Source organism: Acinetobacter sp. ANC_7512 (assembly GCF_056779935.1).
The window spans coordinates 500,252-515,653 of record NZ_JBWYIX010000001.1; the positions used below are offsets into that span (position 1 = coordinate 500,252).

The following is a 15,402-nucleotide window of genomic DNA, read 5'->3' on the forward strand; positions in this document are numbered from 1 at the left end:
TTTTTAATAATCTTTTATGTGTCGAGATTTTATTTATTGTTGATTCTAATTTAAAAATTACACTTTTGCTTAGGCTATTTTGGTATTCAAAATTTAAGCCTAAGCATTTGAAGATTTTCTTAAATTAGAAACTATAGGTGAAAGCCACTACACCTAAATTTTTCTGTTTTTCGTTATAGCGGTTCTTACCACCAAAAATATATTGTCCACTCAATCCGAGTTCTGGTGTCAAGGCATAATCAAGCCCGATGGATGAGAAGCGATAAGCAAATTCTCGTTTTGTATCACCGAGCTCTTGACCTTCATATTTCCCATTATCATTAAAATAGCTCGCTGCAGCACTTGCTGTAGCAGATAATTTATCATTGAGTTGGTGGGTATATATTACGTTTAGATAAGTATCCCCTTGGTTTGCATACACGACATCATATGTATATGCAGATAAACTGGTTGATAAAGAGTTTTTATCATTGAATTGGTGTGTGGCAGTTACCCCCATTTCATTGGAAGTTGTATTTGACGCGTTCGGATAGAAATAAGTGGCATTCCAAATATTCCAATTTGTCCTACCAGTATCAAAACTGTAGCCGACAATAAAGTCGTGCTCTAATTTATCAGTTTTACGCCGCTTATCACCTTGAAGTTCAGCATAAGAGTAGCCTAGTGTAGAACCCCAATACCCGACATAGAAGTTGTTATAACTGAGGTTTAGACCTGTTTGAATTGCGAGGTCATCATTTTCTGGTGCATTTGTTAAACCACGTGAAATGTATTTGGAGGTTAATGTGACATATCCATCAAATTGAATTGGTGAATTTGTTTCTTGATTCGTAGAGTTTGCATAACTGGGTAAAATAATAAAGCTAGCAGTGCTCAACAGCACTGCTTGAGTCGTTTTAATCATCATAAAATTTATAATTAAGAAAATAAGGGTGAAGTTTCTGCACGATAAAATGGTGCATCTGAAGGGGTTAAAGCAGGTCGATTACGAATGTGATCAGCAATCTTCTCGGCCATCATGATCGTCGTTGCATTGAGATTACCAGTAATAATCAGCGGCATGATAGAAGCATCGACCACTCGCAACCCATCTATTTCATGGACACGACCGTAACCATCTACAACAGCTAAATCATCTTCACCCATTTTACAGCTACACGAAGGATGATACGCTGTTTCTGCATGATTTTTTACAAATTCATCAATTTGCTGATCTGTTTTTAATGCTGAACCTGGACTAATTTCTCTACCTCGATACTGATCTAATGCAGGCTGATGCATAATTTCTCGTGTAATTCTCACTGCATCACGGAATTCGCGCCAATCTTGTTCAGTGCTCATGTAGTTAAATAAAATGCTCGGATGATCAAAAGGATTTTTCGAGGTTAAGCGAATTCTTCCTCTTGACGGCGATCGCATAGATCCAACATGTGCTTGAAAACCATGTTCATTGATTGCATTGGTACCATTGTAGTTAATTGCAATTGGTAAAAAGTGATACTGGAGATTCGGCCACTCAAACTCATCACTAGAGCGAATGAATCCACCTGCTTCAAACTGATTGCTTGCACCAATTCCTTTACCCAAAAACAGCCATTCAGCGCCAATTTTAGGTTGGTTATACCATTTTAATGCAGGGTAAAGACTGACGGGCTTCTTACATTGGTATTGAAGATACATTTCTAAATGATCTTGCAGATTTTCACCCACTCCCTGTAAATCTTGCACAACCTTTACATCCAGTGACTCTAATAATGACTTAGCTCCTACCCCAGAGCGCTGTAAAATTTGAGGCGATGCAATAGCACCTGCGCACAGCAATACTTCTCGCTCAGCATAGACCTTGTGTAAATTAGTTACATCTTGACCAAGAATGTATTCAACACCGATAGCTTGTTTTTTTTCAAATAAGATTCGATTGGTTGTGGCATGCGTAATAATCGTTAAATTCTGACGACCTTTAGCCATATCTAAATAGCCACGAGCGGTACTGGAACGTCTGCCTTGAGGTGTCACCGTACGATCCATTGGACCAAAGCCTTCTTGTTGGTATCCATTTAAATCATCCGTACGTGGATATCCAGCTTGCACACCCGCTTCAACCATTGCATGAAATAACTCATTATTGTCTGACTTTGGCGTAGCAACACTTACTGGGCCTTGATCACCGTGATATTCATTTGCACCAATATCTCTAGACTCTGCTTTTTTATAGTAAGGTAAACATTCAGCATAGCGCCAATGACTGAGTCCTTTCATTTGAGACCATTGCTCTAAATCCATGGCATTCCCACGGATATAACACATACCGTTAATTAATGATGAACCACCTAAACCTTTACCACGTCCACATTCCATACGGCGGTTATTCATATGTGGTTCTGGATCGGTCAAATATGCCCAATTATAACGTCGACCTTGTAAAGGATAAGCCAAAGCAGCAGGCATTTGAGTTCTAAAATCTAAACGGTAGTCAGGGCCACCCGCTTCAAGGAGCAGAACTTTAATATCTGGATCTTCGGTGAGTCTCGCTGCAAGTACATTCCCAGCAGAACCTGCACCTATGATAATGTAATCATATGTCATAGTGTTCTCCTTAGGCTTTAAATACAGATTGAAATGGACTTAATTCCACTTGTACCGATTTGATTTGCGTGTAGTGTTGTAAAGTCGTTAAACCATTCTCTCTTCCTACACCAGAATGCTTATAGCCACCGACTGGCATTTCAGCTGGCGATTCACCCCACGTATTGATCCAACATATACCTGCTTCAATTTGGTGGATGATTCGATGTGCTTTGACAATATCAGGGGTAACCACGCCAGCAGCCAATCCATAAGAAGTATTATTAGCGCGACGAATCACTTCTTCTTCTGATGTATATGTCAAAATACTCATCACAGGACCGAAGATTTCCTCTTGAACAATGGTCATCTCATCTCGACAATCACTGAAGATTGTAGGCAGTACAAAAGCACCATTTTTTAAATGATCATCTGTTGCTCTAAAACCACCACACACTAAACGTGCTCCCTCCCTTTTAGCAGAATCAATGAATGCCAAAATTTTATTCATATGCGCAAAGCTAGATACTGGTCCAAAATTTGTTTCTGGATCGAGCGGATTACCTAAGCGGATATAAGGAATACGTTCTAATAGCTTTTCTTCAAATTTTAGTTGTAATGATTCTGGAATAAACACTCGTGTCCCATTCGTACATACCTGTCCAGAACTATAGAAATTTGCCATCATTGCAATATCTGCAGCTAAGTCTAAATCAGCATCTTCACAAATAATTAATGGTGACTTCCCACCCAACTCCATCGTGACTTCTTTAAGACTCGATTCAGCAGCTTGAGCCATCACTTTTTTTCCAGTGCTCACACCACCAGTAAATGAAATTTTCGCAATATCTACATGCTGGCTTAAATAGGCACCAATATCACCGCCCCCTGTTACAACATTGAATACCCCATCTGGCACTCCAGCTTCGGTATAAATTTCTGCCAATTTAAAGGCTGTTAATGGGGTAATCTCGCTGGCTTTGAAAATCATTGCATTCCCCGCCGCCAAAGCAGGTGCTGACTTCCATAAGGCAATTTGAATTGGATAATTCCATGCTCCTATACCAGCTACAATTCCCAAAGGTTCACGGCGTGTATAGACAAATGAATCTGTTCTTAAAGGAATCTGTTGACCCTCGAGTACAGGTAAAATTCCAGCGTAGTATTCGAGTACATCAGCCCCTGTCACAATATCTACAGTCGATGTTTCACTATATGCTTTACCACTATCTAAGGACTCAATGGTGGCAAGTTCATCATTTCTTTCACGTAAAATAGCTACAGCTTTATTTAAAATTCTTGAACGCTGCATATAAGTCATTTCAGCCCAAACTTTCTGTCCTTGTTTGGCAGATAGAATGGCTTGATCCACATCCTGTTGAGAACATGCTTGAATGGTCGAGAGAACTTGCCCCGTGGCTGGATTAATCGAATCAAAAGTTTGACCTGATTGAGCATCGACGAATTGTCCATGAATATAAGGACGTTGTAATGGGAATTTATTCATACGATTAGCCTCAGATATAGTAAATATTAAAAATTATTGTGTAAGTTGCTGCTGGATAAAGGCATGGCAAAGACGGATAGAAAGATCGGTATCAATCTCACTTCTTGTTAATGCGCCCCTTAACCAGAACCCATCAATTAATGCAGCCAACCCTTGAGCTGCTTGTTCAGCTTTTATGGGGCTTAAACGTTTTAAAAACTCATGTTTTAAATTTGAATGTAGCCGACAGTGATTCACTTGCTGTAATCGGTGTAAATCGGGTTGATGCAGACTAATAGCCCAAAATGCGAGCCATACCTTCATTGCGGCTTGATTGGTCTGAGGAGTTGCAAAATTCGCTTTAACGATCGCCATTAAACGGTCTTCTGGAGAATGACCAACCTCTGATTTTAGATCCCTTACACTTTCTCCAAGTTGCTGTAATAAATAGCGCATGGTTGCCTCAATCAATCCATTCTTGCCACCAAAATAATGACTAATAATGCCCGTGGAGACACCTGCTCTTTGCGCGATCTGTTGAATGGATGCATCAGCAAAACCGAGCTCATTCACAGTGGAGAGAGTGGCATCAATCAATTGTTGACGACGAATGGGTTGCATACCAACTTTTGGCATAAGATGACCTAAACCTACAGGAGATTATAATCAGCGTTTATCAATAATAACGCTGTAACATTAGTAAACGTTTTTTTAATTGAACGTTCAATCAATAAAAATTATAGTGCTATTACTTCCATGATGTACAGCTCAGTTTGTTTTGTATTTGCAAAAGTTTGTAATTGTGGATCAAGCAAGCTTCTATCAGGATATAAATCGAACTGCGCTGTAGATCATTTCATTACTCATTGAATGGTCACGAATTTATGCATAACAAAAATGATCAAACGCAGGATAGTTTGAATAAGGTCGTGTTCTATGTATCAGCATCATTGATACTTTTGTTTTCGATCACCACAATTTTGTTTAATGAAGCTGCTAATAACGTCATTACACAAACCCTCGATTGGGTAAGCAGAACCTTTAGTTGGTATTACCTGTTGGCTGCGACACTCTATTTTGTATTTATTGTATTTATCGCATGCTCTCGATATGGCGAAATTAAATTAGGACCTAAACACTCTAAGCCTGAATTTAGTTTATTGAGTTGGTCTGCAATGCTCTTTTCTGCGGGTATTGGTATTGATCTCATGTTTTTTTCCGTGGCTGAACCTTTATCGCATTACATGAACCCACCTGTGGGTGAAGGACAAACCTTTGAAGCAGCACGTCAGTCCATGGTATGGACCTTGTTTCATTATGGTTTAACTGGTTGGAGCATGTATGCATTGGTTGGTGTAGCCTTAGGTTACTTCAGTTATCGTTATAACCTTCCACTTACGATCCGTTCAGCTCTCTACCCTATTTTTGGGAAAAAAATTAACGGCCCTATAGGTCACACCGTAGATACAGCTGCCGTATTAGGTACGATTTTTGGTATCGCAACTACCTGTGGTATTGGTGTCGTACAACTCAATTATGGTCTTCATGTTCTCTTCGATCTACCTGAAAATTTGTGGATTCAAGCTGGTCTAATCGGGATCGCGGTAGTCATTACTGTAATTTCAGTAACGGCAGGTGTGAATAAAGGGATTCGCGTACTTTCCGAAATCAATATCTATGTCTCGATTGGATTACTCCTCTTTATTCTTTTGATTGGTAATACAGAATTCTTACTCGCAGGCTTAATCCAAAATTTAGGTGATTACCTCAGTCAATTCCCGAAATTGAGTTTAATGAGTTTTCCATTCGAACAACCTAAAGAATGGATGAACAGTTGGACGCTTTTCTTTTGGGCTTGGTGGATTGCATGGTCGCCATTTGTCGGTCTGTTTTTAGCACGAATTTCTCGTGGTCGTACCATTCGTGAGTTTGTATTTGGTACGTTGATTATTCCTCTACTATTTACACTGACTTGGTTATCCATCTTTGGAAATAGTGCACTTCACAATGTAATTTTTGATGGTAATGCACAACTTGCAACAACCGTTTTAGAAAATCCAGCGCATGGTTTCTATGACCTACTTGCACAATATCCTGGTTTTACCTTCTTAGCAGGTATAGCAACAATTACAGGATTATTATTTTATGTAACTTCTGCAGACTCAGGCGCTCTTGTTTTGGGTAATTTCACGACAAAATTCACCAATATCGAGCATGACTCTCCAAGATGGCTTAGCGTATTTTGGGCTATAGCCATTGGTTTATTAACCTTAGCGATGCTGATGGCAAATGGTATTACTGCCTTACAGAACACAACCATCATCATGGGTCTGCCTTTTAGCTTTGTCATATTCTTTGTGATGGCGGGTTTGTACAAATCCTTGAGATTAGAAGATTTCAGACAAGCCAGTACTAGCTTAAATGCTGCGCCAGTCGTGGGCAATGTGGATATTCTCAATTGGAAAAAGCGACTCAGTCGCGTAATGTTGCACCCAAGCCATGAACAAACATTAAAAATGTTAGATGACGTGTGTAAACCTGCAATGGATGCCGTGGCACAGGAACTTTTATCCAAAGGTGTCAAAGTCGATGTGAATACTAAGCCTCTTGAAGATAATGCTGAGCTTTATCATTTGGACCTCATTATTCACTTGAATGAAGAAGAAAATTTCGTATATGAGATTTGGCCCGTTCGTTATGACACCCCTAACTTTAGTACCCGTGCTAAACGAACAAAGCGTTATTACTATCGTTTAGAAAGTTACTTGTTTGAAGGTTCGCAAGGTAATGATTTGGTCGGATACAACAAAGAACAAGTGATTAACGACATTTTGGACAAATATGAACGTCATATGATGTACCTTCATATTAACCGAATCAGCCCAGGTAAACGTCCACAATTTCCGGATCGTGACATTTAGTTAGTAGTAGCTCATCTAAACAAGGAAAATGACCATGTCAGAAAGTCTAAACGCCTTTGCTCTATTTTTTTCGTTGCTTAATCCCTTTTTAATGAGCATTTATATGCTTGGGATTATTCGAAATTCAGATGCAAAAGTTTTTAATATGGCCCTGATCCAAGGTAGTTTGATTAGCTTTGTGGTTTTTGTCATTTTTGCTAAAACAGGTGAAGCTTTTTTTAATGATGTACTTCATGCACGATTTGAATCTTTCCAAATTTTTGGTGGAATCATTTTCTTGGTGATTGGTTATCGTTATGTATTTGAAGGTGCTGATACGATTGGGGTCATGCGTGGAGCACCAAACCATTTGGCTGGTACGATCGCCATGCCTTTTATGATCGGTCCAGGAACAATCTCTGCATCTGTAATCACTGGCATTCAATTAAGTTTATGGCAGACGATCACAGTCATCTTTATGACCTTATTCTTAACCTGTAGTCTTTTGATATTAATGAAATATTTGCATGATAATTTACAGCATAAATATTCTAATTATATCGACTTATATGTAGATATCGTGGGTCGTGTTGCTGCATTGCTTATCGGTACGATTGCCATTGATATGATCGTGACTGGTGTTACTGGGATCATCAATGGCTAATGGAAGGTTGTTGTTGATATTTATAAAAAAGGAGTCTTATCATTGACTCCTTTTTTTAAACCCTAATATTTAGAATCTATATCCGATATTTAAACTATACACCGTTGGATCTACGTCCACACTTCCTACCTTTTCTCCATTTACTTTTACATCAGTTTTGATATCCGCATATCGGATATCAGCACCAACACTCCATTGAGGGTTAAATTGGTAATCTACGCCTATTTGACCAGCCCAACCAAAAGAATCTGAGAGATCGAACTTATCACCACTATATAATCGGTCATTAAAAAAATAGGTGTAATTTAAGCCCAGACCCACATAAGGTTGTAACTTTTCATTGGGTAAGAAGTGATATTGCACACTAAAAATTGGAGGTAAATGTTTTGTTTTTGCAACTTCATTACCAGCAACATTAATTTTATGCTCTGGTGGCAAACCGACTAATACATCAAATGCAATATTTGGTGTATAAAAATAAGAGATCGTGCCAGTGACTCCCCAAGCATCATCTATTGTGACGGGTGCTGTTTGATTAAAAATACTACCTGGAGAAGATGTGGGATCAATATTGCTAATCGCACCTCTTATCTTCCATTTATAATCTGCGCTGTGCGCATTAGAACTTAATGCCATGGTACTCAATAAAATCGCGAATAAACCAAAACTTAATTTATCATTCATATCATTACCCATTTTTTATAAATATCTGAAATTTTGAAGATTGTTAATCAATTAAATTGAATGCTTTAGATCATATCGATAATTCTTTTTGTTGGTTATTTTTTATTCTGATTTGTTTTGATGATTTTTTATTTAAGAAAATTTATTCAATTTAAATGGATTTTTGGAATATTGTTTTTAATTTAAGTGAGTAAAGAACATACGCCTAATTTGGATTCCAATCAGTAATGATGAAACAAGAAACAAATCTTATTGACCTTACCACAATGGGAAGGTTTAGAATGATCGTGACCTTATTTCAATCAGCATATGGAGTTAAGTATGTCATCTACTTCAACTAAATCTATTCAAATCAAAATTGAAGGAATGACCTGTGCTGCTTGTGTAAGCCGTGTTGAAAACTCATTAAAAAAAGTCGATGGTATTCAAGATGCCAGTGTGAACCTCGCCGCTGAAATAGCTCAAATTGAGTTAACAACAGACGTAACAGATCAACAAATCATTCAAGCCGTAAATAAAACAGGTTTTAAAATTAAAAAATGGGCAACAATAAAATTAAAAATTTTAGGCATGACTTGTGCTGCATGTGTGAGCCGAGTTGAACGTTCTTTACTAAAAATACCAGGTGTATTAGCAGCACAAGTAAGTTTGGCAACTGAGATAGCAAGCATTGATCTACTTTATCCAGTTCCTGTTGATCAAGTTATTGAGCGTATTGAAAGATCAGGGTTTGAAGCTGTACTTGAACAGCAAACGATCACAGCACTTCCAAATCGCGAACTTGAATCAAAAAAAATTCTCAAGCATTTTATTATCGCACTTGTACTCAGTTTACCTATATTTATCATTGAAATGGGCTCGCACCTCTTGCCTTCATTTCATCATTTTATAGGTACTTACATCAGTCAGAATCAGAGTTGGTTATTCCAATTTATTCTTGCGACTTTAGTTATTTTTATACCTGGACGGCATTTTTTCACACAAGGTATCAAGTCACTGATAAATTTACATCCTGACATGAATTCTTTGGTGAGTTTAGGATCAGGAGCTGCCTATTTATATTCTATTGTTGCTACGTTCTTTCCAAGTTTATTGCCACAACAGTCAGTACATGTCTATTACGAGCCTGCAACACTCATTATTACATTTATTTTGTTAGGCAAATATCTAGAAGCACGAGCTAAAGGTCGAACTTCTGCAGCGATTCAACATCTGATTGGCTTACAACCTAAAACAGCACGGGTTAGAGTATCTGACCTCCAGACTAAAGATATCTCTATTGATAAAATTACAATCGGTATGCAGGTTGAAGTTCGGCCTGGTGAAAAAATTCCTGTAGATGGCGTGGTTATTTCAGGTGAAGGCTTTGTAGATGAGTCAATGATCAGTGGAGAATATTTTCCAATCCACAAATTGATGGGTTCAGAAGTCGTTGGGGGAACCATTAACCAAAATGGATTTCTTGTCATTGAAACCAAGCATACCGCTGAAAGTAGCATTTTATCTTCAATTATTCAGTTGGTTGAAAATGCTCAGACACAAAAGCTCCCCATACAATCTTTAGTCGATAAAATCACCTTATGGTTTGTTCCAGTTATCCTCTTGATTTCGATGATTACTTTCATCGCGTGGCTGGTGATTGGACCTGAACCTAATCTGAGCTATGCTATGATTAACGCCGTTTCTGTTTTGATTATTGCATGCCCTTGTGCGATGGGTCTTGCAACCCCGATGTCAATAATGGTTGCGACGGGACGTGCTGCTGAACACGGAATTTTATTTAAAAATGCGGCTTCACTTCAAAAACTTCGAGATATTTCAACATTTGCATTTGATAAAACTGGAACACTAACAATAGGTCGACCTGCGATTAGTCATATCGAGATTTTCGCACCATTTACACTTCAGCAGGTTCTACAAATTGTTGCATCCGTTGAATATCATTCCGAGCACCCAATTGCTAAAGCGATTGTTCAATATGCATCCGATCATCATATAAAGATGATCGAAATTTCTGAGTTTAAGAGTATTTCAGGATTCGGCATTCAAGCACAATTGAATGGTCAGGATATTAAAATTGGATCTGTAGAATTTATTACTCGAGAAAATGCAAAGATTTCTCATGCACTCTTTCACCATCAAAGATTACTAGATGAAGCTCAAACACCCATCGCGGTCTCCATCGATGGTGAGCTTGCATCAATTATTTTAATCACGGATCAATTAAGACCTGAAACCTACGAGGTAATGACTCAACTTAAAAAGAACGACAAGCACATTGCTTTGATTACTGGCGATCATCAAAATGCAGCGCAATATGTGGCGAATCAACTTAATATCAATGCAGTTTATGCACAGGTCAGACCACATGAAAAGTTAAACATCGTTGAGACCCTTCAAACGCGATATGGAAATGTTGCTTTTGTTGGTGATGGTATTAATGATGCTCCAGCACTTGCGCAAGCTCAAGTCGGTATTGCGATAGGTTCAGGTACAGATGTCGCCATTGAAACGGCTGACCTTATTTTAATGTCATCAAATTTGAATAACTTATCTAAAGCCATCAAATTAAGCGAAATGACCATTAGAAATATTCATCAAAATCTGTTCTGGGCTTTTCTATACAATATTTGTTTGATTCCGATTGCTGCAGGTATCCTTTATCCCTTAACAGGTATCCTACTCTCACCTGTTTTGGCTGCGATCGCAATGGCACTTTCTTCGATTTTTGTATTAGCAAATGCTTTAAGACTCAAAACTTTGAAACTAAATTAGACGCTTAAACAAAGGAAAGATCATGAATATTGGCGAATTAGCACGACGTTCAGGCTTAACTGCTAAAATGATTCGATATTACGAAAAAATCGATCTCATTTCTGTTCCGCTCAGAAGCGCTAGCGGTTATCGTGTTTACACAGAGCAAGACCTTTCGACTTTAAGTTTTATTAAACATGCTAAAGATCTTGGTTTTTCGATCGATCAAATCAAAAGTTTAGTTGAGCTTTGGAAAAATCCTGACAGAAAAAGTGCTGATGTGAAAAAAATTACAGATCAACATATTCATTTTTTGACAGAACAAATTCATTCGATGCAATCAATGATTTTAAAATTAAAGGCTGCGAGTCAGATGTGCTCTAATGATTCGACTTCAAATTGCAGTATTCTGAATAAAATTGAACATATTCAATCGTGACAGTGATAAATGTTAACTAATGCAAGAGGTTATTATGAAATTATTTATTGAAAATATTAGTTGTTCTGGTTGTGCTAAAGGTGTCACTGCTTCAGTAATGTCACTTGATCCTAATGCTAGCGTGAATGTAGATGTTGCCAACAAAATTGCGGATATTCAAACAACATATGACTTTGAAAAAATCGCTGAAGTTTTAACTGAAGATGGTTTTCCTCCTAAATTAAAAGATTAAATTGGTATAAAAAAGGCGAAACAATGTTTCGCCTTTTTTTGTAAAACTCATACCGAAGTATGCGTTTTTTAAAGAATTAATAAATGATTTGACCGTTTTGAAGTAACTGCTCCAAAGTCAGATCTGCATTTTGAGGACCAATATTCAACAATTGAGTAGCTTCAAATTGTGTACCTTCACCATCGCGATCGATTGAAATTACAGAATCTTTAACAGTGATATATTTACTTAAGATATCCGCAACTTGATCAGTCGAAACTGTTGAGAATGTAGTTGAAGTATTAGCATCAACAAATAGTTGAGATACATCAATTACATCGACACCTGCTTCGAAATCTGACCACGTATCAAAACCATTTCCACCCGTTGCATCGGCTTTCTCAAGTACGTCGAAGATTAATGTATCAGCACCAGCACCTAATGTGAAAGTGTCATCACCAGCAGTACTTGTAACAGTTTCATTGTATTGCGAACCTTTGAAATCGACACCTACATTGATTTCAATTACACCGGTTTTTTTCGTTCCATTGATACTTGTGATGGTGTATTCAAATACTTCTGTACCGTATTTCCACTCAAAATCATTTAAATCGGCATTAAACTCAGCTTTACGAATATATTCATAAGTACCATCTACAAATACTTTCAAATCTCCATATTGCCCAAATACCATTAAATAATTCTCTGCTGTAGAATTCACCACATTTTCATTATTTAATACATAATCAGTTTTACTGTCCGTCAATTGCAGTTTTTTTCCACCAAACTCGACCGTGACATTTGACTGACTATCACCATTGTAAATGTAAGAGTTTTCTAACAAATCTTTTGATTGGTCATTCAGTATGTTGCCTTGAGCGGTTCTGTTAACAAATGCAATTGTTCCATCTGAATTAACAGTATAGTTTGTAATTTCTGGTTTATAAGCTTCAGGATTTAGAACATAAATCTTAGATTCACCATACGTCACATCATAGCTAACAACATAGGAACCTGGTGGGGTTATCTCTAAAACTAACTCATATTCACCAGCTTCTAAATTTTGGAGATTAATATTTTTCATCTCAAATTGTGTTCTATCATTTGAAATCTTGTTAGCTCCATTAGCTTCATTAACTGGGTTTCCAAATTCATCAGTTAAAGAAATTTTACTTGAACTATCACCTTTTTTGCGAAGATAAACACTATATGAACCACTTTGCTGACTGAGGCTTTGAATTTTTGAAGACAATAAAATATCACCAATTTCCAGAACACTATGATTTTTAATATCAAAGGTGTTAAGTACAATCACTTTTTTACCACTACCAGACGTGGAACCAGAATTTTCATTCCCTGCAACTATAGTTTCATTATCTACTGAAACTTTTGAATCTTGTGAAGTCGGATTAGAGAAATTAAGATCACTAAGTTTGACATTTAAAGTAGAAGTGACAATTTCATTATTCGGACCTTTCAGTGCATAAGTGAATGTATCCACATCTCCGACTTTACCTGAATGATCAGCATTCAATTGATAAACATAGCTGCCATCATCTTTGACAATGAGCTTTCCATATTTACCTTGAACCTCTTTTGAACTTGGAACTGGTTTGCCATTGACTTGATACACTACAAATCCATCTATAGATTCATTTCCAAGTTGACCTTCAGCTGATAAACCACCATCCATTTTAAAAGTTTCGACAGTATAACTATCAACGTTTAAAGTTAAAATATCACCTACACTTAGTCCACCTTGTTCCGTAGAGAGGAATACTTTGTATTGTCCTTCCGGTAAAACAAGATCCATGTTTTCTTTAGATTCTCCTGCACCTGTTACAAGAGCAACAGTTCTATACCATTCTTCTTTTTGAAGATATAGATCCCATTGTTGGGTTACGTCATTAAATTTGTATACCTGAAGATCAACTTGCATTGATCCTAGACCAATGACGTGACCTGCTTGTGAACTTAATGAAATATTATGAATCTCATTTTCTTTAACATTGATTTCAAGTGGATTTTTAATTTCGGCAACATTAATACCTGCGATTGGTCCCACACCAACACTGATTACACCACCTTGATCATACGTTGTCTTAAACGCAGGATTATCTTTAATGTAATTTGACTCAGAATTCACAATATTGACCAATACCTCTTGGAATTCAATGTCCAATTCCTTAATTTTTTGTGCAATATCAATTGTCAGTTTCGCTGTAGATGGTTTACCTGTTTGCGGATCTACAATTGTATAAGAGATGATCTCTTGTTGACCCCATAATTCAGTTACAGCCAGTTGTTCAGATGAGTTCAATTTGCTTGAATCAACGGTATATGTGTAAGTACCATCCTGAGCAAATACAAACTCACCGAATTTACCTTGGACTGTCGTTAAGCCATCAATGATTTGAGACTCCACTCCATCAATAGATACACTCTTTAATACTGGCGTACGATTAATATCGTAAACGTCTTGACCATTTTCCGAATCTGTATTTTCAGATCCATTATTAACATCACGAATCAGATTGCCAGATATAGAGCCGCTAAAATCTACTGCTTTGGTAAAATCGTACAATTTATGATCTAACAAACCTAAACCGTCACCACCGAGTGCACTAACACCACCATTATTCACCAAAGAGATACGATATTCGCCTTGTTCATCAAGCGTAATTTGACCTTGTTTTTTTCCACCTAAGAAAGCTACAGTCAACCAATCATCATAATTTTGTACAACAACCCATTGATCAGTTCCTGGGATTTTCTTCTCAACTTTCAAGTCAAAAGTCTGACCGACTTTGATACCGCCAGCAGTTCCCTCTAGTGATAACTCGTGCTTAGTACCTTCGACGACTTTGAGTGTGAGGTAAACTCCCTCTTTGCTTACTAGAGTTTTAGGGTCGGCAACTTCAGATGAAAATACTGAATTTAAGACACCAACATCTGCTCCTGATCCCACACCAATATCAGCAACACCAAAGCCAGTAGCTTTTACTAAATATCCCTCGACAGTTTTATCTGGGTAAGAATCCTTAAGAGAATAAATAATACCTTCTTCTTCATTTTCCTCTGGTAATTTAATTGTATCAAATACAAGTTTCGTATCATTATCAACTGCTTTAATGATGACACTGTCATATTCTATTTTCGCTACGATAGCTTTTTTCACGGCTAATTCAAGTGCATCTTTGGCTTCAATAAAATCTTGTGCAGAAGCCTCTGGCTTGCCCACAAGATTTTTTGCATTTTCAATTGCTTGATTAAGAGTAGCTTGGATGGAGTCTGGTAAATCAGAAACTAGTTCAGCTTCTTCAACCGCATCTTTTAATGCTGCTTCAGCTGCATCCTCAATCACTTCTTCCGCTTTAGCTTTCTCTACTGCAGCGTCTAAAGTATCTTTAATTTCAGCGAAGTTTGCACCTTCTTGCTCTGCAGCTTCTTGTGCTGCAGCAAGCGCTGCTTCTACATCATCCAACTGCTGACCATCAAACTTGCCTTCAGCAATTAAACCTTCTACTTCTTCAATCGCTTCTTCTAGCTTTTGCTCAGCAGTTTTTGCCTTATCAACCGCTGTTTCTAATGCTTCACGAGCATTATCGAAGTCTAGATTTGATAAGTCACCATTATTAGTTAGTGATTGCTCTGCTTTAGCAATTGCTCCTTCTACCGCTTCTTTTTCAGCACCTGTGA

Annotated in this window: 11 protein-coding genes; 5 read left to right on the forward strand and 6 right to left on the reverse strand. The window is 37.5% G+C overall.

The annotated features are described in order from the left end of the window. Nucleotides 1–124: 124 nt before the first annotated feature. The 4 genes from AC1M9H_RS02510 to betI are packed head-to-tail and all read right to left on the reverse strand — an operon-like array spanning nucleotide 125 to nucleotide 4,687. Nucleotides 125–904: a TorF family putative porin gene (locus AC1M9H_RS02510; protein ID WP_481612703.1), complete on the reverse strand. Its 780-nt coding sequence runs from the start codon at nucleotides 902–904 to the stop codon at nucleotides 125–127. Between the two features lie 14 nt (nucleotides 905–918). After that, nucleotides 919–2,586 (reverse strand): choline dehydrogenase, encoded by a 1,668-nt coding sequence (betA, locus tag AC1M9H_RS02515; protein ID WP_481612689.1) that lies wholly within the window; start codon nucleotides 2,584–2,586, stop codon nucleotides 919–921. Between the two features lie 10 nt (nucleotides 2,587–2,596). Then, nucleotides 2,597–4,072, reverse strand: coding sequence for a betaine-aldehyde dehydrogenase (gene betB, locus AC1M9H_RS02520; RefSeq protein ID WP_481612690.1), 1,476 nt, complete (start codon nucleotides 4,070–4,072; stop codon nucleotides 2,597–2,599). 33 nt (nucleotides 4,073–4,105) lie between these two features. Then, entirely contained in the window at nucleotides 4,106–4,687 is a 582-nt protein-coding gene (betI, locus tag AC1M9H_RS02525) for a transcriptional regulator BetI (protein ID WP_481612691.1), read from the reverse strand. 248 nt (nucleotides 4,688–4,935) lie between these two features. Here betI and AC1M9H_RS02530 point away from each other — a divergent pair, with 248 nt between their 5' ends. Both AC1M9H_RS02530 and AC1M9H_RS02535 read left to right on the forward strand, forming a co-directional pair. Beyond that, nucleotides 4,936–6,972 carry a choline transporter gene (locus AC1M9H_RS02530; RefSeq protein ID WP_035268654.1) on the forward strand — a complete coding sequence of 679 codons (2,037 nt, stop codon included), beginning with the start codon at nucleotides 4,936–4,938 and terminating at the stop codon, nucleotides 6,970–6,972. Between the two features lie 34 nt (nucleotides 6,973–7,006). After that, on the forward strand, nucleotides 7,007–7,615 hold the full coding sequence (locus tag AC1M9H_RS02535) for a MarC family protein (protein ID WP_035268656.1): 609 nt from the start codon (nucleotides 7,007–7,009) through the stop codon (nucleotides 7,613–7,615). A gap of 69 nt (nucleotides 7,616–7,684) precedes the next feature. Here the strand turns inward: AC1M9H_RS02535 and AC1M9H_RS02540 are convergent, their stop codons facing one another. Next, nucleotides 7,685–8,299 carry an OmpW/AlkL family protein gene (locus AC1M9H_RS02540; protein ID WP_481607322.1) on the reverse strand — a complete coding sequence of 205 codons (615 nt, stop codon included), beginning with the start codon at nucleotides 8,297–8,299 and terminating at the stop codon, nucleotides 7,685–7,687. Nucleotides 8,300–8,608: 309 nt separating this feature from the next. On the opposite strand from AC1M9H_RS02540, the gene AC1M9H_RS02545 reads away from it, so the two are divergent. Genes AC1M9H_RS02545 through AC1M9H_RS02555 form a run of 3 tightly spaced genes read left to right on the forward strand, consistent with a single transcriptional unit; the run spans nucleotide 8,609 to nucleotide 11,724 of the window. Continuing rightward, on the forward strand, nucleotides 8,609–11,074 hold the full coding sequence (locus AC1M9H_RS02545) for a heavy metal translocating P-type ATPase (RefSeq protein ID WP_481612692.1): 2,466 nt from the start codon (nucleotides 8,609–8,611) through the stop codon (nucleotides 11,072–11,074). Nucleotides 11,075–11,096: 22 nt separating this feature from the next. Beyond that, entirely contained in the window at nucleotides 11,097–11,492 is a 396-nt protein-coding gene (gene cueR / locus AC1M9H_RS02550; RefSeq protein ID WP_481595251.1) for a Cu(I)-responsive transcriptional regulator, read from the forward strand. Between the two features lie 34 nt (nucleotides 11,493–11,526). Beyond that, nucleotides 11,527–11,724, forward strand: a complete 198-nt coding sequence (locus tag AC1M9H_RS02555; RefSeq protein WP_481612693.1) for a heavy-metal-associated domain-containing protein — start codon at nucleotides 11,527–11,529, stop codon at nucleotides 11,722–11,724. 76 nt (nucleotides 11,725–11,800) lie between these two features. Here the strand turns inward: AC1M9H_RS02555 and AC1M9H_RS02560 are convergent. Beyond that, the coding region (locus tag AC1M9H_RS02560; protein ID WP_481612694.1) for a VCBS domain-containing protein at nucleotides 11,801–15,402 on the reverse strand (3,602 nt) is incomplete at its 5' end.

Coding starts and splice junctions, on each gene's coding strand:
- AC1M9H_RS02510 (WP_481612703.1), bottom strand. CDS start 904: ATGATTAAAACGACTCAAGCAGTGCTGTTGAGCACTGCTAGCTTTATT.
- betA (WP_481612689.1), bottom strand. CDS start 2,586: ATGACATATGATTACATTATCATAGGTGCAGGTTCTGCTGGGAATGTA.
- betB (WP_481612690.1), bottom strand. CDS start 4,072: ATGAATAAATTCCCATTACAACGTCCTTATATTCATGGACAATTCGTC.
- betI (WP_481612691.1), bottom strand. CDS start 4,687: ATGCCAAAAGTTGGTATGCAACCCATTCGTCGTCAACAATTGATTGAT.
- AC1M9H_RS02530 (WP_035268654.1), top strand. CDS start 4,936: ATGCATAACAAAAATGATCAAACGCAGGATAGTTTGAATAAGGTCGTG.
- AC1M9H_RS02535 (WP_035268656.1), top strand. CDS start 7,007: ATGTCAGAAAGTCTAAACGCCTTTGCTCTATTTTTTTCGTTGCTTAAT.
- AC1M9H_RS02540 (WP_481607322.1), bottom strand. CDS start 8,299: ATGAATGATAAATTAAGTTTTGGTTTATTCGCGATTTTATTGAGTACC.
- AC1M9H_RS02545 (WP_481612692.1), top strand. CDS start 8,609: ATGGAGTTAAGTATGTCATCTACTTCAACTAAATCTATTCAAATCAAA.
- cueR (WP_481595251.1), top strand. CDS start 11,097: ATGAATATTGGCGAATTAGCACGACGTTCAGGCTTAACTGCTAAAATG.
- AC1M9H_RS02555 (WP_481612693.1), top strand. CDS start 11,527: ATGAAATTATTTATTGAAAATATTAGTTGTTCTGGTTGTGCTAAAGGT.